This is a genomic window from Corynebacterium sp. H128 (assembly GCF_037482625.1).
Lineage (GTDB): Bacteria > Actinomycetota > Actinomycetes > Mycobacteriales > Mycobacteriaceae > Corynebacterium.
The window spans coordinates 150,173-173,745 of the sequence record NZ_JBBHKW010000004.1 but is presented as its reverse complement, the minus strand read 5'-3'; the positions used below and the strand labels follow the sequence as shown (position 1 = coordinate 173,745).

Annotated in this window: 23 protein-coding genes; 19 read left to right on the top strand and 4 right to left on the bottom strand. The window is 59.1% G+C overall.

Annotated elements, in window-relative coordinates; genetic code table 11:
- Positions 1-6 precede the first annotated feature (6 nt).
- Together WG915_RS05580 and WG915_RS05575 are read left to right on the top strand one after the other, a co-directional pair.
- Positions 7-1,239 (top strand): sensor histidine kinase, encoded by a 1,233-nt coding sequence (locus WG915_RS05580; protein ID WP_339564385.1) that lies wholly within the window; start codon positions 7-9, stop codon positions 1,237-1,239.
- Positions 1,240-1,929, top strand: a complete 690-nt coding sequence (locus WG915_RS05575) for a response regulator transcription factor (protein WP_339564384.1) — start codon at positions 1,240-1,242, stop codon at positions 1,927-1,929.
- On the opposite strand, the gene WG915_RS05570 is transcribed toward WG915_RS05575, so the two are convergent.
- Complete coding sequence (locus tag WG915_RS05570) at positions 1,911-2,774, bottom strand: hypothetical protein (protein WP_339564383.1); 864 nt, start codon at positions 2,772-2,774, stop codon at positions 1,911-1,913. The two genes, WG915_RS05575 and WG915_RS05570, sit on opposite strands and share 19 nt — an antisense overlap.
- A 33-nt stretch (positions 2,775-2,807) precedes the next feature.
- Between WG915_RS05570 and WG915_RS05565 the strand changes: the two genes are divergently transcribed.
- From WG915_RS05565 to WG915_RS05545, 5 genes are all read left to right on the top strand, one after another.
- The gene (locus tag WG915_RS05565) at positions 2,808-3,737 is read left to right on the top strand and encodes a Ppx/GppA phosphatase family protein (RefSeq protein ID WP_339564382.1); all 930 of its coding nucleotides are present in this window, start codon (positions 2,808-2,810) and stop codon (positions 3,735-3,737) included.
- A gap of 5 nt (positions 3,738-3,742) precedes the next feature.
- The gene (locus tag WG915_RS05560; protein ID WP_339564381.1) at positions 3,743-4,552 is read left to right on the top strand and encodes a hypothetical protein; all 810 of its coding nucleotides are present in this window, start codon (positions 3,743-3,745) and stop codon (positions 4,550-4,552) included.
- Positions 4,553-4,588: 36 nt separating this feature from the next.
- Complete coding sequence (gene proC, locus WG915_RS05555) at positions 4,589-5,449, top strand: pyrroline-5-carboxylate reductase (RefSeq protein WP_339564380.1); 861 nt, start codon at positions 4,589-4,591, stop codon at positions 5,447-5,449.
- A gap of 225 nt (positions 5,450-5,674) precedes the next feature.
- On the top strand, positions 5,675-5,866 hold the full coding sequence (locus WG915_RS05550) for a helix-turn-helix domain-containing protein (protein WP_339564379.1): 192 nt from the start codon (positions 5,675-5,677) through the stop codon (positions 5,864-5,866).
- 320 nt (positions 5,867-6,186) lie between these two features.
- On the top strand, positions 6,187-6,288 hold the full coding sequence (locus WG915_RS05545) for a 30S ribosomal protein bS22 (protein WP_003855542.1): 102 nt from the start codon (positions 6,187-6,189) through the stop codon (positions 6,286-6,288).
- A gap of 183 nt (positions 6,289-6,471) precedes the next feature.
- On the opposite strand, the gene WG915_RS05540 is transcribed toward WG915_RS05545, so the two are convergent.
- Positions 6,472-7,518 (bottom strand): HAD-IB family hydrolase, encoded by a 1,047-nt coding sequence (locus WG915_RS05540; RefSeq protein WP_339564378.1) that lies wholly within the window; start codon positions 7,516-7,518, stop codon positions 6,472-6,474.
- A gap of 113 nt (positions 7,519-7,631) precedes the next feature.
- On the opposite strand from WG915_RS05540, the gene WG915_RS05535 reads away from it, so the two are divergent.
- The 10 genes from WG915_RS05535 to WG915_RS05490 all read left to right on the top strand — a co-directional run bounded on the left by WG915_RS05535 (position 7,632) and on the right by WG915_RS05490 (position 19,322).
- A complete protein-coding gene (locus WG915_RS05535) occupies positions 7,632-7,856 on the top strand; it encodes a glutaredoxin family protein (RefSeq protein WP_339564422.1) in 225 nt (74 codons plus the stop codon).
- 127 nt (positions 7,857-7,983) lie between these two features.
- Positions 7,984-9,348: a glutamyl-tRNA reductase gene (locus WG915_RS05530; protein ID WP_339564377.1), complete on the top strand. Its 1,365-nt coding sequence runs from the start codon at positions 7,984-7,986 to the stop codon at positions 9,346-9,348.
- Positions 9,345-10,247: a hydroxymethylbilane synthase gene (gene hemC, locus WG915_RS05525; protein ID WP_339564376.1), complete on the top strand. Its 903-nt coding sequence runs from the start codon at positions 9,345-9,347 to the stop codon at positions 10,245-10,247. Before WG915_RS05530 ends, hemC begins: the two co-directional genes overlap by 4 nt.
- A 143-nt stretch (positions 10,248-10,390) precedes the next feature.
- On the top strand, positions 10,391-12,088 hold the full coding sequence (locus WG915_RS05520; RefSeq protein WP_339564375.1) for a bifunctional uroporphyrinogen-III C-methyltransferase/uroporphyrinogen-III synthase: 1,698 nt from the start codon (positions 10,391-10,393) through the stop codon (positions 12,086-12,088).
- Between the two features lie 14 nt (positions 12,089-12,102).
- A complete protein-coding gene (hemB, locus tag WG915_RS05515) occupies positions 12,103-13,107 on the top strand; it encodes a porphobilinogen synthase (protein ID WP_339564374.1) in 1,005 nt (334 codons plus the stop codon).
- 10 nt (positions 13,108-13,117) lie between these two features.
- Positions 13,118-13,663 carry a hypothetical protein gene (locus WG915_RS05510; RefSeq protein ID WP_339564373.1) on the top strand — a complete coding sequence of 182 codons (546 nt, stop codon included), beginning with the start codon at positions 13,118-13,120 and terminating at the stop codon, positions 13,661-13,663.
- Between the two features lie 19 nt (positions 13,664-13,682).
- Positions 13,683-14,177: a hypothetical protein gene (locus WG915_RS05505; protein WP_339564372.1), complete on the top strand. Its 495-nt coding sequence runs from the start codon at positions 13,683-13,685 to the stop codon at positions 14,175-14,177.
- A 2-nt stretch (positions 14,178-14,179) separates the two neighbouring features.
- Entirely contained in the window at positions 14,180-16,819 is a 2,640-nt protein-coding gene (locus WG915_RS05500; RefSeq protein ID WP_339564371.1) for a heavy metal translocating P-type ATPase, read from the top strand.
- Between the two features lie 31 nt (positions 16,820-16,850).
- Complete coding sequence (hemE, locus tag WG915_RS05495) at positions 16,851-17,909, top strand: uroporphyrinogen decarboxylase (protein WP_339564370.1); 1,059 nt, start codon at positions 16,851-16,853, stop codon at positions 17,907-17,909.
- Positions 17,910-17,921: 12 nt separating this feature from the next.
- Positions 17,922-19,322: a protoporphyrinogen oxidase gene (locus tag WG915_RS05490; protein WP_339564369.1), complete on the top strand. Its 1,401-nt coding sequence runs from the start codon at positions 17,922-17,924 to the stop codon at positions 19,320-19,322.
- A 405-nt stretch (positions 19,323-19,727) separates the two neighbouring features.
- Here WG915_RS05490 and WG915_RS05485 read toward each other — a convergent pair whose 3' ends face one another.
- Positions 19,728-19,958, bottom strand: coding sequence for a hypothetical protein (locus WG915_RS05485; RefSeq protein WP_339564425.1), 231 nt, complete (start codon positions 19,956-19,958; stop codon positions 19,728-19,730).
- 1,225 nt (positions 19,959-21,183) lie between these two features.
- Positions 21,184-21,675, bottom strand: coding sequence for a hypothetical protein (locus WG915_RS05480; RefSeq protein ID WP_339564368.1), 492 nt, complete (start codon positions 21,673-21,675; stop codon positions 21,184-21,186).
- 255 nt (positions 21,676-21,930) lie between these two features.
- Between WG915_RS05480 and WG915_RS05475 the strand changes: the two genes are divergently transcribed.
- A complete protein-coding gene (locus tag WG915_RS05475) occupies positions 21,931-22,245 on the top strand; it encodes a DMT family transporter (protein ID WP_339564367.1) in 315 nt (104 codons plus the stop codon).
- A 9-nt stretch (positions 22,246-22,254) separates the two neighbouring features.
- Positions 22,255-23,571 carry a glutamate-1-semialdehyde 2,1-aminomutase gene (gene hemL, locus WG915_RS05470; protein ID WP_339564366.1) on the top strand — a complete coding sequence of 439 codons (1,317 nt, stop codon included), beginning with the start codon at positions 22,255-22,257 and terminating at the stop codon, positions 23,569-23,571.
- Positions 23,572-23,573 lie beyond the last annotated feature (2 nt).

Sequence of the window (23,573 nt, the reverse complement as noted above, 5' to 3'; positions counted from 1 at the left end):
CTTTAAATGTTGGTTGTGCTGGGATTCATAGCGGGCGTGGCGTGTGCTGCGCTCGCTTTTCCTGCTGCCGATTTTCTGAAGCGGCGTTATCGTCGGCACAAGGTGGCCAGTACTTTGTCCACGAACCAGGTCACCACGGTCAGCCAGGTGCTGCACTTGGCAGTGCAGGGTGCCCCGACGGGCATCGTGGTGGTGGATCGACATGGCGAGGTCATCTTGTCCAATGGCAAGGCGCATGACATGGGCATTGTCCATGAGCGAACTGTCAATGAACAGGTGTGGTCGGTCACGCAAGAGGTCTTTGAGGATCAGGAGACTCGCACTCTGGATTTGAAAAGTCCGAAGCGACGCACCGGCTCACGGGTCACGGCCGTTCAGGCAGTGATCCAGCCACTCACCCTGGTTGACCTGCGCTACAACGTGATTTACTCCACCGATGAATCTGAAAACGTGCGCATGGAGTCCGCTCGCCGTGACTTCGTGGCTAACGTCTCGCACGAGCTGAAGACCCCCGTCGGTGGCATGGCGCTGCTGGCCGAGGCGCTGCTGGAATCCAGCGACGACCAAGAATCCGTTGAGTATTTTGGCACCCGCTTGCAACGCGAAGCGCACCGCATGGCCGACATGATCAATGAGCTGATCTCCCTATCGAAGCTGCAGGGCGCCGAAGCTCTGCCCGATATGGAGCCAGTGCTTGTCGACGACGTGGTTCGCGACGCGATTGCCCGTACTCAGCTCGCCGCCGATAACGCTGACATTCGGATTACCGCGGGCCGGCCGTCTGGAGTTTTTGTTAACGGCGATCAGTCACTTCTCGTTACCGCGGTGGCGAACCTGATCAGTAACGCCATCAATTACTCGCCCAATTCCACCCCGGTCACAGTGTCACAAAAGATTACGGGAGACGGCACAGTCCTGGTCAGGGTGACTGATCGGGGCATTGGCATCAGCAGCGAGGATCAGGCGCGCGTCTTTGAGCGCTTCTTCCGCGTGGATAAAGCACGTTCGCGTAGCACCGGTGGCACCGGCCTGGGCCTGGCTATTGTCAAGCATGTGGCTGCGAATCACGGTGGCGCGATCAAACTCTGGTCCAGGCTCGGAACTGGCTCAACGTTCACACTTGAATTACCCATCTATGATCCCAATTCTGAAGGTCCGCAGACTCCAGAATTAGCTCCGGAAATTCCCTCTGCACGGCATGGCCGCGTACTCGCACGCGGTGAAAGGACGAAAGCTTAAATGACTAGCATTTTGATCGTTGAAGACGAAGAGTCTTTGGCTGACCCACTTGCGTTTTTGCTTCGCAAAGAAGGCTTCGCCACCACTTGGGCACCGGATGGGCAGGCCGCTCTGGTGGAGTTCGAGCGGGGCGAGTTCGACATCGTCTTGCTGGACCTCATGCTTCCCGGCATGTCCGGCACCGATGTTTGCAAGCAGATCCGTAGCGTTTCTGCGGTGCCAATCATCATGGTCACTGCCCGCGACTCGGAGATCGACAAGGTAGTTGGTCTGGAACTCGGTGCGGATGACTACGTCACCAAGCCCTACTCCTCCCGCGAATTGATCGCCCGTATCCGTGCAGTGCTGCGTCGCGGTGGCGAGGCAGACTACAACGAGATTGACGAAAGCCAGATCCTCGAGGGCGGACGCGTACGCATGGATGTGGAACGCCACATCGTTACTGTTGCTGGCCAGCAGGTATCCATGCCACTGAAGGAATTCGATCTCTTGGAGTACCTGCTGCGCAACACCGGTCGGGTGCTGACCCGGGGCCAACTCATCGATCGCGTTTGGGGCGCTGACTATGTCGGAGACACCAAAACTCTCGACGTCCATGTGAAGCGCCTGCGCTCCAAAATTGAAGAGGAACCCTCGCGGCCACGCTACCTAGTGACGGTCCGTGGCTTGGGCTACAAGTTCGAAGCCTGAGCGGCAACCGACGCTGGGTGGGGTGCCAGCCGAGCGCCAACCTCCGCCCGGCGCTGACAATAGGCAGCGAGCTTCTCATAAGGAGCGTCGCCCATCAAGGCACGCAGCTCGGCTTCATTGGTGCGCCAGATCGGTTGCATTGCGGTGTGGCAACCAGGTGCGGTGGTGCAGTACCAATCAAAGTCTTCGCCACCATTGCCCCAGCCGCGCCGGTTGTACTCGGTGATGGTGGTGCGCAGAATCTCCACACCGTCAGGGCGGTCCTCGTAGGCCTCCAGCCTGCGTAATGGCAGCTGCCAGCACACTTCCGGCTTCACCACTGTCAGGTCTTCGCCTTCGGCGACGGACCATTGATGCAAAGCGCACCCGGCGCCGGTGGGCCAGCCGGGGCGATTGGCGAAGATGCATGCGCCGTCGACAAGCACCGTTTTGAGGGCGGGTTCTGGGGTGCCATCATCGCCGTCTAGTTCGTCCCATTCCAGCCAGGGTTCGAGATCGCCGCCGTCGATGTCGGCGGGGCGCAGTTGCCAGTATTTCGCAGGCATGCGGTTCACGGCGTCGACAAGCTGGGCCCGGTCGGTGTCGTCGGAGAGGAAGGCGCCGTGGCCGCAACAGCCGAGCGAGGGGTTTTCGGCGTCAATGCCCTTGCAGGCGGCGGTGCCGAAGCCACAATTCCAGTAGGACTCCAGCCACGTTAGATCGATGGTGAACTGGTGTAATGGGTCTTCCGGGCTGGTGAATTCGTACCATTCCCGCTCGAAGTCTGGGGGAAGCTCATCGCCGCGGTTGATGGCAGCGGCGGCGCAGGAGTCTTCAGGAAAACCGAGAAAAACGGGGGGATTCACACTTTTAGAGGGTAGACCGTCTAATCTATAAGGGTGCGATTAGGTGTATTAGACGTTGGTAGCAACACGGTGCATTTGGTGGCGGTTGATGCCCGCTCCGGTGGTCACCCCACCCCAATGTCAGACTGGAAGACGACGATGAAGCTCGTCGAACACCTCGATCCGGAAGGATTTATTGACGACAAGGGCATCCGCAAGCTGGTGAAAGCCGTCGGCGAGGCAGTCGAGCTGGCTGACACCCTCGGATGTTCCGAAATGATCCCTTTTGCTACCTCTGCCCTCCGTTCCGCCAGCAACGGGAAAGAAATCCTTAACCTGGTGGAAAAAGAGACCGGCGTGCGTCTCGAAGTGCTTTCCGGCGACGATGAAGCCAAGCTGACATTCCTGGCGGTTCGTCGCTGGTACGGCTGGTCTGCGGGCCGCATCACCAACCTGGATATTGGGGGCGGTTCCCTCGAGCTGTCTACTGGCACCGATGAAGAACCGGATGTGGCGTACTCCCTCGATCTGGGGGCAGGCCGACTCACCCATACTTGGTTTGATACGGACCCGCCGGAGCGGAAGAAGATTAATATTCTCCGGGATTTCATAGATGCCGAGCTGGCGGAACCTGCACGCGCCATTAGGGCGACCGGTGCCGCGGATCTGGCAGTGGCAACCTCGAAAACCTTCCGTACGCTGGCGCGACTCACTGGTGCCGCTCCCTCGTCGGCAGGCCCGCGGGTTACGCGGACTCTTACGACACCCGGTTTGCGGCAGCTCATTGCTTTCATTTCGCGCATGACTGCGGCTGATCGTGCAGAGCTGGAAGGTATCAGTTCCGATCGTTCGCATCAGATTGTCGCAGGCGCTCTAGTCGCGGAGGCTAGTATGCGTGCATTAGGTTTGGAACAGCTACAGATTTGTCCATGGGCCCTTCGCGAAGGTGTCATTTTGCGCCGCATCGATAAAGGTTTGGAATAACTAACATGTCTGAGAAACAGCTCACCGTTGCCGAATTGATGGCGCGTGCGGCCGCAGAAGGTCGTGGGGACGCGCCGAAGCGTCGTCGCCGTCGCAGCCTAGAAGACGGCGGTGTCTCTGTTGCTGAGCTCACGGGATCTCTTCCAAAGGTAGAGGTGAAGCCGGCGGAACCTCGGCACACCAGCCAGCCTATCGACGCCCCGGCTGCGGAATCGTCAGCAGCACCGGCAGCACCGGCAGAAGCTAAGCCGGAACCAAAGCTGGCCACGCCTAAACCAGCTCCGGTCAAGCCGGCTGCTGCGCCTAAGCCGGCTGCTGCAAAGGCTGCGGAAGTCGCGCCGGTTGTCAGTGTGGTGAAGGATGACGACCCAGTAAAGCTCACCACCGATGCTTTCCCAGCGCAGCGGGTTGAATCTAAGCCGGAGCCGGAGGTCAAACCGGCAGTTAAGCCTGTTTCGGAGTTTGACCAAGAAGAAACGGGTGTGTTGCCCGTTGTCGTCGATAAGCCGGCCGAGGCGGAGCTGGAACCTGTCGCCGAAGAGGATGAGGACGACGGCGGCAGCATTTCCATCGGCAGCGTCATCGTCATGGCTGTCCTCGGGATCGTGTTGGGTGCAGCAGTGTTCCTCGGTTTCAAGGCGCTGTGGATCAATTCGAATTCCTTGCTGGTTGGGGCGTTGGCAGGCGCTATGACGCTGGGCATCGTTGGCTTGGTGCATGCCCTGCGTACGGAACGCGATGGCCTCTCCATGACCCTGGCCGCCATTACTGGTTTGGCGCTTACTTTTGGGCCATTGCTGATCATCGGCCTGTAATCGCATCTGCAGGACATCCGCGTTATGGTGTTCTGCATGACAAAAATTGCTGTAATTGGTGGCGGTAAGATCGGCGAGGCTCTCATTTCGGGCCTCGTGGCGGGTGGTACGAACCCGAAAGACATCCACGTTGCTAATCGACGCCCCGAGCGCGGCAAGGAGCTCGTCGAAGCCTACGGCGTCACTGACTACACCGACGTGAATCAAGCCGTCGAGGACGTAGACGTTGTCTTCCTGTGTGTTAAGCCAAAGGACACCCTGTCGGTCCTTGCCTCGGTGACGGACACTTTGGATAACAACTCCCAGGACACCACAGTCATCTCCATGGCGGCGGGTATCGCCGTGAAGTCCCTGGAAGAAGTCGTGTCGGCGGGTACCCCAATCGTGCGGGTGATGCCGAATACCCCGATGCTGGTTCGTCGCGGTACTACTGCGATCAGTCCCGGTCGCTTTGTTATTGAGGAGCAACTAGAGCAGATCAAGGATCTGTTGGGCGCGCTGGGCGATGTCTTCGTGGTTGAAGAATCCCAGATGGATGCGGTGGTTGCTATGTCCGGCTCCTCTCCGGCCTATTTCTTCCTCTTCGTCGAGGCGATGATCGATGCCGGCATCAATTTGGGGTTGCCACGTGACTTGGCCAAGAATCTGGCTGTCAGTGCTGCTACGGGCGCCGCAGCGCTGATGCAAGAAACAGGCGAGGAGCCTGCCATGTTGCGGGCTAATGTGAGCTCTCCGGGAGGCACCACCATTAAGGCGATCCGCGAACTGGAGCAGTCTGGCTTGCGGGGCATGGTCTACCGTGCCACGGAAAAGTGTGCGGCTCGTTCTGAAGAATTGGGTGCGCCGAAGCTGAAGAAGGTTTCGAAGACGGTGCCGCAGGAAATGGACTCCGAATAACTGCATTTTGGTACACCCGTGGGAAAGATGTGACTGATTTGTTAAACCGGCAACTAGCTGGGCTGATGTGGTTAGCTCAGGAAGCTACTGCCGAATCTTTAAATATTTTCTGGCACTCATGTCGCAATAGTCACATGGTTCACGGTAAGCTGGCACAAGCACGTGCGTGACCGTACTGCGGGAGGGGAAGCCTGCAGCGCGCTGCGTGTGTGAAGGGTATTGATTATGGCTAATGAAGACAATGGCACTTTCTTGACTGTCGCCGAGGTTGCGGAAATCATGCGTGTTTCCAAGATGACGGTGTACCGCTTGGTTCACTCCGGTGAATTGCCTGCAGTTCGTGTGGGTCGTTCTTTCCGCGTGCACCAGAGCGCTGTCGATGAGTACCTGGATTCCTCTTTCTACAACGCTGGCTAATTTAGTCCTGCGCTGCAAGAGGCCTCTGCAAACGCTCCTTAGGAAGATTCACCGCCTATATTCTGGGCTGGCGAGTGTTCTTAAGGAGCGTTTTCTATTGTGTGGGCAATTTTTGAACCGAGCCCCCTGCGCGGTAGTATGAAGTCCATTCGTGTCAGCGAGCCATTTCGGTGACCGTAGCTGCGCCTGCTCAGGGTGCGGTGGCGGCTCGGCGGGCGAAAGTGCACTCGGACGTCGGTTCAATCTGGTTCACCCAGGATGCCGGTATGCACGTTGGCAGGTTATGTACGTACAACGACTATTAAAGCGAGGTAAACCCCATGGGTTCCGTCATCAAGAAGCGCCGCAAGCGTATGTCCAAGAAGAAGCACCGCAAGATGCTGCGCCGTACTCGCGTTCAGCGTCGTAAGCTCGGCAAGTAAGCCGCAATTAGCTTCCGCACACATTGGCGTCCCAGAGAAATCTGGGGCGCCTTTGTGCGTTGTAGGGGGGCAGGGGAGCGAAGTCTTCCCCGTCTAACCGTGTCTGGGTCTGGGGATTGAGCGTCGAATCCGCGTGTTGGCGGGGAAGATTTCCCCGAGCCAGCACATCGACAATCCCACAACCTAGTCTGTCGACTGTTTTCGCGATATTTTCCGCACTTGCCAGCGGTAAAGTCCTAGGGCTGCGGTCGCTAATGCTGGAACTCCAAAAGTTCGCACGGCCTTCCGCACTGAGCGGTAGTCTCGGATCTCCCATCCTTGGATCCTTGCGATCCGCAACAGCTCGCGATCCGGGTTGATCGCCACGGCCGTGCCCACCATGGACAGCATCGGTACATCGTTAATGGAATCGGAGTAGGCGGTGCAGCGCTCTAGTTCCAAACCCTCCACGGAGGCTAAGGCCGCAACCGCGTGCTTCTTGCCCGGGCCATGAAGGATATCGCCCACTAGGCGACCAGTGAACTTACCGTCCTTAACCTCTGCAACGGTGCCCAGGGCGCCGGTGAAGCCGAAGCGCCGGGCCAAGATCTGGGCTAGCTGCACGGGGGTTGCGGAGACAAGCCAGACTTGTTGGCCGGCGTCGATATGCATTTGGGCGAGGGCGCGGGTACCGGGCCAGATTTTCTCTAGCATGGTGCTGTCCACGATGTCCTCGCACAGCTCCACCAGTTCCTCCACGCTGCGCCCCTTGATGAACTCCAGGGCTTGCTGGCGCCCCTCCGCGACATCGGCGGCGTTTTCGGAGCCGGTGAGGCGGAATTTGAGCTGTTTCCACGCCACGGGCGCGATATCGCGCAGGGTGAAGTACTTGTGGCGGTAGAGGCCGATGGCGAAGGTGATGATGGAGGCACCTTGGATGAGGGTGTTGTCGACGTCGAAAAACGCGGCCGCCCCGGGATCCTGCGGCACGTCCGGGTCGGGGTCCGTGACGGCGCGAGAACCGGCCGCCTCGAATGCACCGGACACAGATTCGACGCCGGCGTGGAAGGAGTCGAGGTCGAGGTCGTACACAGTCCGGACGGCCTCTGATACCGCGGCCTCGCCGGCAGCCTTCTGGCTCGCCTCATCGACAGGCGGGAGGGCGCGATCCTCCAGGAAGCGGCGCAGGTTGCCTCGGGACGCGCTCCAGTTCGCGAGGAATTCCTCGGGGGTAAGCGCGAATCCGTCCATGATGTGTCCTCTCCACGGCCTTAAGTACGATAGTCAATCGTAGGCATTGAGTAGCGAACCTGTCGGAGTGGCAGGCCAAAAAGCAGGAGAACTTGACGGTGCTGGTGGAATTGATGGTTCGGGCAACCTGTGGCTCCTGCGAAAGGGTGCGATCCCAGATCGAGCCAGTGGTGGCGGCCGCTGGGGCGCGCCTCAAGGTTGTTGATGTGGACCAGTCTAACCTGGCGGCCGAGTTTGGTGACCGCGTGCCGGTCGTGCTTATCGACGGCGATGAATTCGCCTGCTGGGAAGTGGATAATGCCGAGCTCGCGGCCGAGCTATGTGGGGGAGCACACTAGTCGCGGTTGGCTTGACAACTCCATTAGGGCTACTGTGAAAGATCGAATATTCGACCAGCTGGGGTGAATCAAAAGTTCGATCTTTGCCCCTCGGCGGAAGAGCTGTTGAAAGCGGTGAGTAAAAAGCGTGAGCGTACTGGTAGTCGGTATGTCCCACCGGTCTGCGCCAGTAAAGGTACTGGAGCAGGTAAGTATGGATGACGCTGTCCGCGACGAGACCTCGATGGCGCTAGTCGACCAACCCTCCCTTTCAGAGGCCATGATCGTGTCCACCTGTAACCGGGTGGAGGTTTATGCCGTAACGAACAGCTTTCATACCGGAGTCAACGAGGTGGTACAGGTTTTGCACCAGCGCTCGGGCGTGGACATCGATGTGCTGCGAGACCATCTCTATGTTCGCTATGCCGACGCCGCCGCTGAGCACATGCTGACGGTGGCCTCCGGTCTTGATTCCATGGTCGTCGGCGAGCAACAGATCATTGGCCAGGTACGCACCGCCTACCAGCGCGCCGGGGAGATCGGCACTGTGGGCCAAGCCCTGCACTCTCTCACCCAAGTCGCGCTGCACACCGGTAAGCGCGTCCACACGGAAACTGACATCGATGATGCCGGCGCCTCCATGGTGAGCTTTGCCACCACCCGCGCCTTAGAGCTCATGGGCCTCCCTGATGGGGAATCTCCGTTGTTAGGAAAGCGTGCTCTCGTCCTAGGAGCTGGCGTGATGTCCTCCCTCGCAGCGTCCCACTTGGGGCGACTCGGCATTAGCGAGCTCGTGTTCGCCAACCGCACCAAGTCCCGCGCTGAAGTCCTCGCAGAACGCTCTCGCGACCTGGGTATTAGTGCGCGCACCGTAGACTTTGAGGAACGCAGCGTCGCGCTCAGCGAGGTTGACTTGGCGATTTCTGCCACCGGCGCCGATTCCTTCACTATCGAACCGCAGCACGTCCCTCGCACCGGCATGCCGCTGATGCTGGTAGACCTCTCTATGCCGCGGGACATCGATGACGAGGTGGCCGCGATCCCTGGGGTACAGCTAGTCAACATTGAGCGTCTCCACGAAGAACAAGATACGAATCCGAAGGGCGCCCAGAAGGAAGCCCGCGCGATCGTGGATAGCGAGCTGCAGCACTACATCTCCGAACAGCGGGTGCGCAACGTGGTGCCCGCTGTTGCGGCGCTGCGTCGCCACGCTAATGACATCATGTCCGTGGAGCTGGAAAGGCTGGGTACCAGGACGCCGACGATGGATGAGGCGGACCGCGAGGAAGTTGAGCGGGCGGTGCGACGGGTCGTCGATAAGCTGCTGCACCAGCCGACCGTCCGGGTCAAGGAACTCGCGGTCACCTCAGGCAGTGTTTCCTACGAAACTGCGCTGCAGGAACTGTTCGGGCTGGAGGCTACTCGCTCTGTTGATGTGCGAGCGAAGGATTTGCCGAAAGAGAACGTTCCCAAAATGGCAATGTCAATCAACCAAACCCAAGGGGAGAAGTGATGCTGAAAATCGGCACCCGAGGTTCGAGGCTGGCAACCACCCAGGCCGGCCACATGCGCGATGCGCTCATTGCCGCTGGCTACCCGGCTGAGCTCACCATCATCACCACGCCAGGTGACGTCAACATGTCCCCAGTCGAGCGGATTGGCGTAGGCGTATTCACCCAGGCGCTGCGCGATGCGATGGTAGCAGGGGAGTGCGACATTGCAGTGCACTCCTTTAAGGATCTGCCGACCGCGCCTGATGAGCGCTTCCACTTAGTGGTTCCGAAGCGTTCCTATCCTTTCGACGCGCTCATCTCCCGAGACCGCCTGACCCTGAAAGAGCTGCCGGAGGGCGCCCGCGTAGGTACTTCTGCGCCGCGTCGTGTCTCCCAGCTACGAGCACAGCGCCCAGACCTGGATATTCGACCGCTCCGTGGCAATATCGATACCCGCATGGGCAAAGTGACTTCCGGCGAGCTGGATGCCGTCATCCTCGCTGCCGCCGGACTGGCGCGTATCGACGTCCTAGACCGGGCAACTGAGGTGCTGGACGTCAACGTGTTGATGCCAGCCCCCGCCCAAGGCGCGCTTGCCGTGGAGTGTCGTGCCGAGGACGCGGAGATCGTCGCAGCGCTCAATACGCTTGCTGATCCGCAGGCCACCGCGGAGGCTACCGCCGAACGCGCAGTACTGCGCACCTTAGAAGCTGGCTGTACCGCCCCGGTGGCGGCCTATGCTTCGGCTGGCTCTGATTCCCTGCTCCTCGTGGCAGGAGTGTTCTCACTTGACGGCACCAAGGTGTTGCGGGAACAGATCTGCGGGCCTGTAGCAGAAGCCGAAGAACTGGGCCAGACCTTGGCACAGCGGCTGCTCGAATTAGGAGCGGCTGAGATTATGCAGGCGAAGGATTTTTAGAAAAACAGGCCGCATGCTTTAGGGTTGACCTAGCATACGAGAGCCGAGCCCAAATGCATTGGGGTCGGTTTAGATTTACAAGTTGTTTCGCGTAACTTGTCTGCCTACCCGGCACTGACAGCTGAGTATTAGAAAAGACATACATGAGCAAGGCCCCACAGGCTGAGAAGCAAGAAGTAGTAGGCACCGTCGTTTTCGTTGGTGCCGGCCCCGGCAACCCCGACTTGCTTACGGTACGCGCCCGCGAAGTCCTCGCCGGCGCCGAGCTTGCCGTCGTTGACCCCGCAGTATTAACAGGCGTTCGGGCGATCGTCGGCGAAGATCTGCCGATTCCGCCCGAGAAACAGAAAGCTTTTGACCAGGAATACGAGCGCATATGCGCTGAAGCCAAGGCTGCCGGCGCGCGCCGTCGACCGCCGAAACCACCGGGGCCGTCAGCTGCCGAGGTGTACGAGGTTGTCGCCGGTAGTGCAGCTGATCGTGCGGCGCAACTGGCACGGCTGGTGGCTGACGGGGCAAACGTTGTCCGTCTAGTCACTGGTAACCCGCTTTCTAGCGATACCGTTCTCGCCGAGATCAATGCCGTGTCCGCGGCTGGTCTGGAATTCCACGTGGTCCCAGGGATGTCGCTCCCGGCTACCGTGCCGACCTTCGCTGGCATCGCTCTCGGTTCTACCTACACCGAAACCGATGTCTCCCGCGGGGATGTGGATTGGGACAGCCTGGCCGCCGCGCCACAGCCGCTAGTCCTCCAAGCAGAGGCCGGCGACTTGCCGACCATCTCCGCAGAGCTCAAGAGCCGTGGCCTGTCCGCAGACCTTCCGGCGACGGTCACCGTCAATGGCACCACCCGCCTGCAGCGCACCTACGACACCCGCCTGGGAACTTTGGGCAAGATCGACGGTGAGCTCCCGGGCCGCATCGTGATCACCCTGGGCAAGGGTGTCGACGACCGCTCCAAGTACTCCTGGTGGGAGAATCGTTCCCTCTATGGCTGGCGAGTCCTAGTGCCGCGTTCCAAGGAACAGGCCGGTCCGATGTCGACCCGGCTTGCTTCGCATGGGGCGATCCCGCAAGAAGTGCCGACGATTTCGGTGGAGCCACCACGCAATCCCGCCCAGATGGAGCGGGCCATCAAGGGGATCGTGGAGGGTCGCTACCAGTGGATCGCGCTCACCAGCGTGAACGCAGTGCACGCACTGTGGGAAAAAGTCACCCAGTTCGGCTTGGATGCTCGGTCTTTCGCGGGTGTCCACATCGCGTGTGTTGGGCATAAGACGGCCGAAGCCGTGAGCGCTTTGGGGATCACCCCAGAGCTGCTGCCGAAGCCTAGCGAGCAAAATGCAGCTGGTTTGGTCAGCGTGTTCCCCGAATTTGATGAAGACCTTGATCCCGTCGGCCGGGTGCTGCTGCCCCGCGCAGATATTGCCACTGACGTGCTTGTCGACGGCCTGATCGGTCTTGGCTGGGAAGTCGATGACATCGTGGCCTATCGCACGGTCCGGGCGGCGCCACCATCTGCGGAAATCCGCGACATGATCAAGTCGGGTGGCTTCGACGCAGTGTGCTTCACCTCCTCCTCGACCGTCGCGAACCTGGTAGGTATCGCAGGTAAGCCGCACCAGCGCACGATTATCGCTTGCATCGGTCCGATGGCTGCCACCACGGCGAAGGAACTCGGGCTTAGAGTAGATGTAGTGCCAGAGGTTGCGGGAGTGACTGAACTGGTGGATGCGCTCGCTGAACATGTAGCCGGGCTTCGCGCCGCCGGGCAGCTCCCGCCGCCACGAAAGAAGCGCCGGGCGCGTCGTAAGGTTGTGGACGCGCCCGAATCCAACTAGGAAGGTTCATCTACATGTCCCAGCACATTTCTCGCCGACCACGCAGGCTGCGTACGAATCCTGCGATGCGGGCCTTCGTGGCTGAGACCACGCTGCGCCCAGCGGACTTGATCCTGCCAATGTTCATTGCAGATGGCATCGATGCGCCAAACCCCATCGCATCGATGCCCGGTGTAGTCCAGCACACCCTTGACTCGCTCCTTGCGGCGATCGCCGAAGCCAAGGAAGCCGGGATTAAGTGCATCGACCTGTTTGGTGTGCCACTGGATTCTGATAAGGACGAAGTAGGCTCCCCGGCGTGGGCGGAATCTGGCGTGCTCAACCGGGCAATCGCAGCCGTCCGTGCCGAGTTTGGCGACGATATCCTCGTGATGGCAGACACCTGCTTGGACGAGTTCACCTCCCATGGACATTGTGGCGTCCTCACAACTGACCGTTTCGGCAGCACCGTGGTGGACAATGATGCCACGCTGCAGCGCTATCAACAGATGGCGGTGGCCCAGGCCAAAGCAGGTGCTCACATTGTTTCCCCGTCCGGCATGATGGACGGCCAGATCGAGGCGATCCGCGAGGCCCTAGATGAGGCTGGCTTTAAAGACGTGGCGATCATGGCCTACTCCGCAAAGTACGCGTCCGCCTTCTACGGCCCTTTCCGCGATGCCGTCGGATCCTCGTTGGAAGGAGATCGACGCACCTATCAGCAGGATCCCGCGAATATTCGTGAGTCCCTGCTGGAAGTGGAACTGGATCTTGCCGAAGGCGCGGACTTTGTGATGGTCAAGCCTGGCCTGCCCTACCTCGACGTACTGCGCGCCGTTGCTGAGGCATCCCCCGTGCCCGTCGCGGCATACCAAGTTTCCGGTGAGTACGCGATGATCAAAGCCGCCGCGGCTAACGGCTGGCTGGACGGCGATGCCTGCCTGATGGAGGCCTTGGTGTCCCTCAAGCGCGCCGGGGCTGATCAGATCCTGACCTATTTCGCGGTGGACGCAGCACGCATCCTGCGCGCCAACTATTAAGAAGGTGTCTGTGCCTGAGAAGCTGCTTGCTGCGCAACCCGCAGCTAACCGAGAACGTCCCGAGTCTGTCCAGCTTGCCTTCAAGACCTGGCTCGTGGTGGTTGCTTTTGAAACTGTGCACCAGTTGCTCAACGTGGTGATGAGTCTGCTCAATACCTCTGAGCTCAAGGCCGCCGCGCGGGAATCGCTAACACCGGAGCAGCTCAGTCAGGTTTCGGATACCACGCTCAGTCTGATGGCATCCTTGGCGGCGATCATGGCCGGAGTGTTGGCTATCGGCATCGTGGCTGTCATCGGGTGGACGGCCAAGGTGTTCCACAATGGCAACAAGTCTGCGGAAGGAGCACGTCGCTTCCTCACCGTTTTTGGGGTCTACCTAGCAATCCGCGCCCTGTTCGTGTTTGAAATGGCACAAGGTAGTGGGGTTGCGGTGGCACTGTTGCTGTGTGACGGCTACGTTCAAATCTTAGTCGCGGTATGCGCCGTGCTGGCCGCCATCTTCGGTGGCAAGAAGGAATCCGTGGACTGGGCGCGGGCCGGTATCCCTGAGAAGTGATAGGACTTAAAGATCAACCATGACTAACATGTTCCCGTCGATGCACCGGGGAGGCGAGCAACCGCACGCACCAGTTTCTTCTGCCCCGAGCGCAAACCTGGGGACGGAGCCTACGGCGCTGCGCGTTGGATATTGGTGGCTGGTCGTGGTGTCTGCCTTTGCTATCTTCTTTGGCCTCGTGGTGGCTACCTCGGGTTATACCGGTGACCCGAACGTCGAGCCACAGTTTAAAGCGGCGGTGGAAGCGAATCAGCGCGTCATCGGAATCTGGAACATATTCGCCGGCTTCATCATCACTGTTTTGCTGACTCAGGTGCGAAAGGGTGCGAAATACTCGCGGCGTTGGACGGTAGGCGTTGTGGTGATCACCGTATTCGTGGATTTGATCGCGTTCACGGTGAAGGCTGCCGGAGTGGGGATCTCGCTGATTCCCATTCTGCTCACGATCGGTGCACTATTGCTGTACCGTCCGAGTGTCAATGATTTTGTCGCCTACCGCAACGATGAGTTGTAGCCATGCCTGAACGTGAAGTAGATCATCCTGATTGCCCAGTAGAGTTGCGTTCCTCGCAACAGCAGATGGATTCCGCCATTGCGGAAGCCAAGAAGGCTGCCGCCGAGGTCGGCATTGGTGGCGGCCACGATCTCGAGGAGTCGCCACATGTACGCCTAGCGCGGCGACAGGCCTCTGCTTCGACCTCTTTTGCCCTGGAACTGGAAGGGCTGGAGTCTGCCTTGCATGTGGCGGATATCGAGGAAGCCTTGGAGCACATCCCTGGCGTGCGCGCTTCGGTGGTCTATGAGTCCGCCACTGCCTGGATCACGGCCGCGGATGACATTATGCCCGACCGAATCATTCAGGTTTTTGCTGAATTCGGGGTGCAAGCTAACCTCACCAACGCTTCGCTTCGCCGCCGCGCGGAGCGCCTCAACCAGAAAAACCGCCGACCTGTTCCGCTGCGAAGCGGTCAGACGAAGCTAGCACTGCGGGCGGCGCGGCTTCCACGCAAGAGGCGTCGTAAAGCGGAGGAGCGTACGGACCTTGCCGCACGACGCGCCGGAAATCTGCGCGATACCCAGCTGGTGCGGGTGCACGAGGAAGAACCAACCGAGGTCCTGTTTACGGCCAAGGAGCTGCTGACCAAGCGACGCTTGCTGCTGAGCGCGCTGCTGAGCCTGCCAGTCTTTCTGCTTTCCTACATTTCTGAACTGCAGTTCCCATACTGGCAATGGGCATGTCTTGCCTTTGCGACGCCGGTGGTTACGTGGGGCGCGTGGCCCTTCCACCGCGCTACCGCCGGTGGGTTGCGCCGCGGCATGTCTGCTCTCGACGCCGCTAGCTCCGCCGCCGTGCTCGCCGCCTATGTGTGGTCCGTGGTGCTCTTGATTTTTACCCCGGCCGGTGATCCGGGCTGGCGCTTCCAGCCACAATGGTTAGCGCTGAACTACAACCGGATGGCGCAGGGCGAGTTCTTCCTCGATGTTTCCTGCGGTGTGACAGTGTTTATGCTGCTCGGAAGCCTGTTTATCCGTCGTTCCCGCCCAGATCTGATGGATGAGTACAACGCGAACCTGCGGGGTGAGCTGAAAACCGTCACTGTGGTGCGCAAGGACCCGGCGACCTCGAAGTCAGTACACGTGGATATCCCATTGCAGGAGATCCGGGTTGGCGATGACATCATCGTCCCCGGCGGCTCCACCATTCCGGTAGACGGCCGCGTGATTGGTGGCGCAGCTGAGATCCAGCCGGGGATGTTCTCGAACTTCAAGGGCATCATTGAGCGCGTGAAGGTGAACTCCAACGTGCATGCCGGCAGCTTTTTGCTAGGCGGTCCGCTGAAGATCCGAGTGCAGAAGACAGGCTCGCAGACTCGTCTTGCGGCGATCCACCGGTGGGTCAAAGAGGCCTCCCATTATCAGAACCGCTCGGCGCAGCTAGCCACGCGTACTGCCTCGCTGCTGGTGCCGTGGGCGCTAGGAATCGCCCTGGTGGACTTTCTACTGTGGTGGTTGATCGGTGCAAACATCAATGCTGCGGTAGCTTCTGCGCTGGCAATCCTCGCTGGTGTGGCTCCGATGGCGCTCGCACTATCCACGAACGTAGCCATGAAACTTGGTATCGAACAGACCGCCCGGCACGGCATCCTCGTCCGTAATGCCGAGGTGATTCGTGAGCTAGACGAGGTGAACGCGGTGGTCTTCAACCGCGTGGGCATCCTCACCAAGCAAGACATGTTCGTGGAGACGATCTCCGTAGCAAAGGGCGAGAATCCGGAGCTAGTGCTGCGCGTTGCTGGCGCACTGTCGATGGAAAGCGACCACCCCTCGGCTAAAGCACTGGTACGTGCGGCCCGTGAGGCTCGCGATGCTGGCACTGGTGGCGAGGATATTCCGCACTGGATCGAGGTGAGTCACCCACACTTGCGGGAGGACGGCAACTTTGCTGGCGGCATCGAAATCCCGATGAAGAACTCCGACGGTGAAGTAGAACTCCGCCAAGTAGAGGCCACTCTGGTACGACCCCACGACCTTTCGGGGCTATCTAGCAGGCTCTCCAATGTGGCGGTGAGCGGCGGCATCCCGATCGTGGTCAGTTGGAAGGGACAGGCGCGTGGCGTAATCACCCTGCGGCAAGACAACAAAGAGGATGCGGTTGATGCCATTGGCTCCCTCGAGGACATGGGCATTGAAACCATCATGATCACGCGTGACATGTACCCAGTTGCTCGTCGGCTAGCAGATACCCTCGGCATGTCCCGCGTGCTGGCGGGCATCGCGCTGAAGAAGAAAGTCCTTGCGGTGCGCAACGTGCATACGCAAGGTAACAACGTGGCCATGGTCGGCGACCTAGGAGTTCGCGAATGCTTGCATGTCGCCGATGTGGGCGTGCTGATGGATCCAAATATCAGCCTGGATGTGCCCGAGGCTGATGTCGTGCTGCTGCGCGAGGACGTTAGCGTGGTCTCTGAGATGATGGTGCTTTCACGTCGGATCTCTGCCCTCGTCGACCGCAACCTGATGGTTGCGTGGGCATACAACGCAGTGGTCATCACCGCAGCAGTCGCCGGCCTATTGCACCCCATGGCAGCTACCTTGTTTACCATCGGCTTCACCTTCATGATTGAAGCTCGCTCAAACCAGGTGCGGAAGTTTTAGAATTACAACTTTTGGTTGATATTCGGGCACAATGGAAGCCATGACTCGACGCTCTTTGAAGAACGCCCCGCTGCTCGACGCCATCGCTGGCAAGACCCCATCCCGCACGCCAGTGTGGTTCATGCGCCAGGCCGGCCGCTCCCTCCCGGAGTACCGCCAGGTGCGCGAGGGGATTCCGATGCTGGATTCTTGTTTCATGCCGGAGTTGCTCGCGGAGATTACGCTGCAGCCGGTGCGTCGCCACGATGTGGATGCGGCGATCCTGTTCTCCGATATTGTGGTGCCGCTGAAGGCGGCGGGCCTGGATATCGATATTGTTCCTGGTAGAGGTCCGGTGTTAAAGGACCCGATTCGCACGGCAGCGGACGTCGATAAGCTGCCGATCTTGGACCGTGAGGTGACCGAGGTGCGCGAGGGCATCCAGATCATCCTGGACGAGCTGACTGACAGTCAAGCCCTGATCGGTTTCGCGGGAGCGCCATTCACCTTGGCGAGCTACCTGATTGAGGGCGGGCCGAGCAAGAATCATGAGAGGACTAAGGCGATGATGCACGCCGAGCCGGAGGTCTGGCACAAGCTGATGCAGCGCCTTACCCCGACGATCATCGGGTGGCTACAGTCGCAGGTGGATGCCGGTATTGACGCGATGCAGCTGTTCGACTCGTGGGCGGGCTACCTCACTGAGCGCGATTACCGCGAGTTTGTGCTGCCGTACTCCACCGAGATCCTGGCATCTATTAAGGAGATTCCACGCATCCACTTCGGCGTCGGCACCGGAGAGTTGCTGGCTGCGATGGGCTCTGCTGGCACTGAAGTCATGGGTGTAGATTGGCGCGTGCCGCTGGATCAGGCCGCTGAGCGCATCCGCCGTGAGAATGGTGCGAAGGTGCTGCAGGGCAATCTTGATCCGGCGATCCTGTTCGCGGGCACCAGCGTGCTCACTAAGGAGATCCAGCGGATCAAGGATGAAGCTGCCCGCGCGATTGCCGTCGGGGACGCCACTGGGCACATCTTTAATCTGGGGCATGGCGTGTTGCCGAACACCGCGCCGGAAGCCATCACCGAAGCTGTTTCGATTATTCACTCTTAGGAGATCATTTCCATGAAGTACGCGATCATCGGCGCAGGTCTTGCCGGACTCACCGCCGCTTATGAGCTGCGCCAGCTTGATCCAGACGCCGAGATCGACGTCTTCGAGGCCGACGAGCGCATCGGCGGCAAGCTCTACACTGTCCCCTTTGAATCCGGTCGCACTGATATGGGGGCCGAGGCGTTCCTGGCCTTCCGCAAGGACGCCGTGGACTTCTTCACGCAGCTCGGTCTTGGCGACGCCATCGTTAGCCCCTCCGGTCTGAAATCCCTCGTCTATTGCGGGGGATCCCTGCATCCGATCCCGATGGGCGGTGCCATGGGCATCCCCGCCACTTCAGAGGGCCTCGACGGTTTGATCTCTGCTGAGACTGCCGCGCGTATCGACGCCGAGAGCGACCAGCCGGGCATCGACTGGCAGCCGGGTGGCGATATGTCCGTAGGTCAGCTGGTGCGGGAGCGTTACGGCGATGACGTGGTCGATCACGTGGTGTCTTCCCTGCTGGGCGGGGTGTATTCCTGCAGCGCGGATGACCTGGGCATCCGGGCGACCGTGCCACAGTTGGCGGTGACTTTTGACAAGATGGTGGCGGCTGGGGAGAAGGTGACTCTTTCCGGGGCCGTCGCCAAGCTGGACGAGGCGCGTGCCGCCATGCGTAAGGCTGCCGATACTGCTGCGCCGAAGCCTGTATTCGGGGCATTCCAGGACGGCTACGCCCAGATGTACGAGGAACTGGCCGAGCAGTCCGGTGCGCGGATTCACCTGGATGCGTTCATCTCTGAGATTAAGCGTGTATCCGGTGGGTTCTCCTTGGTGAAGGCCGAGGGCGCGTTTGATCGCGTCTTAGTGGCTACCCCGGCACCGACCGCAGCAGCGCAGCTGCGCACCGTGGCTCCGGAGGCTTCTGCCGAGTTGAAGAAGGTGAAGCTCGCATCTTCTGCCGTGGTGGGCATGAAGTTCGACTCCGCAGAAGGATTGCCAGACAACTCCGGCATCCTCATTGCGCTGGATGAGCCGGGAGTGCATGCTAAGGCGTTTACGTTGTCCTCCAAGAAGTGGCCGCACCTAGCCGAGCGGGGTGGCGCCCTCGTGCGGGCTTCATTCGGACGATTCGGGGACGATGCCATCGTGCGTGCCTCCGAGGATGACCTTGTGGACTATGCCTTGGATGACCTGCAGGCGATCACAGGATTCGATGGTCGCGCAGCAGGCCTATCGGAGATCTTTGTGCAGCGTTGGTTCGGTGGGCTGCCATGTTATGACGAAACCCACTTGGCCACGGTGGCGGCCGTACGCGAGGTACTGTCAGGCGTTGACGGTATCGAGGTTGCCGGTGCCTGGGCCGATGGCGTGGGTGTGCCGGCCGTCATTGCGGGGGCCAGGGCGGCCGCGGGGCGGTTGATTAGTGTCTAACTGGACAGGGCCGTTGTCTCGGAAGTTAATCCATCTCCCAAACCCTTTCAAGTGGAATTTAAGAGCCTTGAATCCATTGAATTCATGAATGTACGTTGAGACATAGTGGCAGTGATGCATTGGCCCTTAGAACGCGCCCGTCAGTGTTTTCCTCGCACTATGTCTCACGGCATGGCGGGCCGGTGCAATCCATTACTGAGGTTAGATCTAACAGCACGGTGCCATAGGACGGATGGCTCACCGGGCTGATGGGTGTGTCGCCACACATGTTCATCGATCCCGAGTACCCTTAACCTCGCTTGAAGTGACTGGGGCTGTCATCGAGAGCCTCACTGCAGACATCAACATTGGCTCTTGTCGACCAATTCCCAACCCTGTCCCAGGGCTTTGTGGTGGCGGGTACACTCATTCGATCTCTTGCCACGCGTTGGAGCAAGTGAACCGTGAGACGCGTAGGCGCAGGCGGGTGAGGAATCCCACCACAGGCAGATCGTCAAGTTCATCGGTGATGTGAGCACGAAGCTTGCCCTTCGCGAAGCGTAAGGGACAGGTAACAGGCACTGGGACGGCTTCAGCCTGGAAGATGGTGACATCGAGTTTGATGGTGCGGCACATGGTAGCAGCGTTGACACTCATTAGTAGTTCGTCCGTAAGGTCTTGGTTCGCGGAAGATAATGTTCCGCAGCTTACATTTTGTACCAGCCAGGCCTCTAGAGCCTGTACCGAGACTAGTTGCGCACCCAAAATACGAACAGGCGGATTACTGTGCTCCTACGTCGATCTATCCAACATTACGGCTGCGTGCGCGGGGGTGGTGTCCGTGTGGCCGGACTCGTTGGCGTCGACGGCGTCGTTGCCGGCTGCTTGGGCAATCGGACGTCCTATGGCAGGTCGAATTGCCAGTATTTTTGCTATTCAGATTTCACTACGCCTGGTCGATTTGGTGCTTAGCGTCCCGAGACGGCAAAGCGCTTCATCGGAGGCTTTACTTTATTCACGGTTAATCGAATGCTCCGGAATTTAGCTAGTCCGCGTCAAAGGAGTACCAAGATCCAGTTATGTGATTAACACGAAATGACTCCAATGGTAGGACGTCCGCTTCTTCGTTGTAGATCCATCCAGAAATTGAAAATAAGGCAGATTGATCGGCATCGATAAATATAATTTGCCCTTCTCGTGTATATTCAATCGAAAATATCTCAAGACGGCCGATGTTTCTTGGTGATTCGAAACCGTACACTTCGCGCCACCCTGTTCCTCTACTTTGTATGTCACTAATAGCTTGAACGAGCTCGTTCTGTGAGTTGTTAAAGTCTCGAGAATGCCACATGCAAGAAAGTATGGTGCAGATTAAACCGGCGATACAGGTCAAAATGGTCAATCGTGACAGTGCGGGTGGTTGGTGCCTAGCATTGGAAAAATTTCGCAGCACACAGTAGCCAACTCCTGGAATTAGAAATAAACCCGCCCCAATGAAGGCTATTACCCTATGAGAATCATCAATATTGTGTCCGAATAGATTCCAGTCTCCTGCAAGTAGCGTGAGTACGGTTGAAAGCAGCACAAACAAGGCCAGCGTTCCCCAGTCGAGGATGTTCAGTAGCCTGAGAAACGAAGAACTGTGTTGTTTGGATATCCGGTTTTTCCCGGAAGGAAATGGGGGGTGCGGAAGGGAATTCATTCGTGCAAAATTATTAGGCTATTGGCGGTGGAGTTCGGAAATTCAGCAGCAGGATCAACAGTGACTTTTGCAGTTTGAGCGTACCCGAGGCAGACAGACTGGATTTCGGATGGGTTGCCATCGTTGCGAAGTCCGGTGTGAATTCCGGTAATGTTATTGAACTCGTCCATCAGCTTCGATTCAGTTGGGTTGTTGGGAGTCTTTTCGTGAGCTGCTGCCAGTTTTGTTGCAAAATCGGATGGCTCCGCAGACCTGGTGGGTGGTGGGCCAGTAGGATCGGCAGTTATCGGCGGCCAAGGTGTTAACGCGGGGTTGTTCGCCTGCTGGGTAGATGCCTAATTCGTGTGCTTCTTGTATTTCTGCTTCGTCGGCTTCTTTTTTGTCCACTTCGCCTGGAATGTCCATGCGATCCGAGCGCATTTGTCCTTCGATAATCTCCGGCTTTGGATCGTCGGTGGGGAGTTTGTCTTCGTAGTAGTGGTTGTCGATGCTGTTTTTGTTCATGCCGGGCTCTGTGAAGTCCCAGTTAGAGGTGTCGACATCGTAGATGTCCCGTTCGGAAGGATGTCGCAACTGGGATATCTGAGGTGCTAACTCGTCCTCGGTGGTGGTCTCAGGAGCTTGTGCGCCTGCGGGGACGGGGCTCATTGCTGCGGTGGCAGTAACGGCCATTGCTGCCGCGATTTTTTAGGGTGGTCTTCACTTGTGCGTCCTTGGGGTATCGCGTGTGATGTGGGACAGCCTTACGGCTGGGTGTGTTATATATCTATCGTCAAATTTAAATTATTGGCTGCAAAAGTTCCTAGCGAATGAGAATTTAATCACTGATGTTGTCTCGTGGATGCGCACGGCTGCCCCGCGTTTGCCCGCGTCTACAACTTTTGGATAGGGTAGGGCGCTATAAGCTGCGCGAACTTGGAGGACGTCATGCCTTGGCTCATTCTGATTCTTTCCGGCTGTTTTGAGGCAGTGTGGGCTGTGGCGTTGTCGCGTTCTGAGGGGTTTACGCGGTTGCTTCCGAGCATCGTTTTTGTGCTGGCCTGCGCCTTTTCGATGGGTGGGTTGGCGTGGTCGATGAAGCAGCTTCCGGTCGGCACGTCCTATGCGGTGTGGGTCGGAATGGGCGCTACGCTCACCGTTGCTTACGCCTTCGTCGCCGGCGAGGAGGCGGTATCGCCGCTCAAGGTACTGTTTATTGCGATGATCCTCGGTGGCGTCATCGGCCTGAAATTTTCACATTAAGGAATCGATATGTCTGTGCCTACCTCAGCAAACACCGCGAAGTCGGCCGAATGGTTTGACCGCGCTCTAGCCCTCACCCCGGGAGGAGTGAACTCGCCGGTCCGTGCGTTCGGCTCCGTCGGCGGTCAAGCCCGCTTCATCAAGCAGGCGAAGGGCAGCACGCTTATCGACGTCGACGGCAACGAATACGTCGACCTCTTCTGCTCCTGGGGACCGATGCTCATGGGTAACGCACACCCGGAGATCGTGCAGGCCGTTCAGGACGCCGCCGTCAACGGCCTTTCCTATGGCGCTCCGACCGTCGGTGAGGTAGAACTCGCGGAGATGGTCGTGGCCCGTACCAGCGTGGATGAAGTGCGCTTCGTTAACTCCGGCACCGAGGCCACCATGTCTGCAGTGCGCTTGGCACGTGGTTTTACTGGTCGCCCGAAAATCATCAAGTTCGACGGCTGCTACCACGGTCACGTGGATGCACTCTTGGCGTCGGCAGGCAGTGGCGTGGCCACCTTTGGCCTGCCGGACTCCCCGGGCGTGACGGGTGCCGCCGCGGGTGACACCATCGTCGTGGAGTACAACAATCTCGAGGCTGTCCGCGCAGCCTTCGCGCAGCACCCCGGCGAGATTGCTGCTGTGATCACCGAAGCCGCTGCAGGGAACATGGGCACTGTCGCCCCGAAGCCGGGCTTCAACCAGGGTCTGAAGGACATCGCTCATGAGCACGGTGCGCTGCTGATCATGGATGAGGTTATGACAGGCTTCCGCACCTCATACTCCGGTTGGTTTGGCGTCGATAAGGTTGCCGGTGACCTCACCACCTTCGGCAAGGTCATCTCTGGTGGTCTTCCTGCTGCTGCGTTCGGTGGACGCAAGGACATCATGGAATACCTCGCGCCGAACGGTCCCGTGTACCAGGCGGGTACGCTGTCGGGAAACCCGGTCGCCATGGCTTCCGGAATGAAGTCCCTGCAGCTGGCTACCCCGGAGGTGTATGAGACTGTGAACGCTAACGCGGACCGTCTTGCCGGCCTATTTACTGAGGCGCTGACCCGCGAGGGCGTGGCTCACCACATCCAGCGCGCCTCCAACATGCTGTCCATTCGCTTCGCCGAGGGCGAGGGCCATAATTTCGCCGACATGAAGGCAGCGGACACCTTCCGCTTCCCGGGCTTCTTCCACGCCCTGCTGGATAACGGTGTGTTCGGATCCCCAAGTGCCTTTGAGACTTGGTTCGTTTCTAGCGCGCTGACTGACAATGACTTCGAGCGCATCGAAGCCGCCCTCATCCCGGCAGCTCAGGCAGCTGCCGCAGCAAAGAAGGACTCTTAATT